This window comes from Psychrobacter sp. CAL346-MNA-CIBAN-0220 (genome assembly GCF_040309805.1).
Classification (GTDB): Bacteria; Pseudomonadota; Gammaproteobacteria; order Pseudomonadales; family Moraxellaceae; genus Psychrobacter.
In genome coordinates this window covers 1-246 of sequence record NZ_JBEOPF010000610.1, presented here as the reverse complement: position 1 = coordinate 246, position 246 = coordinate 1, and the positions used below count along the sequence as shown (strand labels likewise).

General features: G+C 51.2%; 1 protein-coding gene. It reads left to right on the top strand.

What is annotated here, in order from left to right:
- Nucleotides 1-246, top strand: a 246-nt coding sequence (locus tag AAEY88_RS15000; protein WP_350563670.1) for a GMC oxidoreductase, incomplete at both ends; no start/stop codon positions are given.

Sequence of the window (246 nt, the reverse complement as noted above, 5' to 3'; positions counted from 1 at the left end):
GAATGGCCAAATACCCAATTGCACTTTGTGATCTCGCGCGTGATTAACCATGGCCGTGATATCAAACGTGGCTTCGCTGTCTCTTGTCACACCTGCTACCTACGTCCTGAGAGTCGCGGTACGGTCAGGCTGGACTCTGCCAATCCCTCAGATGCGGTATTGATTGATCCAAACTATCTATCACACCCTAAAGATGTAGAGTACATGGTAGCAGGCGCTGAGCGTACGCGCGCCATCATGCAAGAA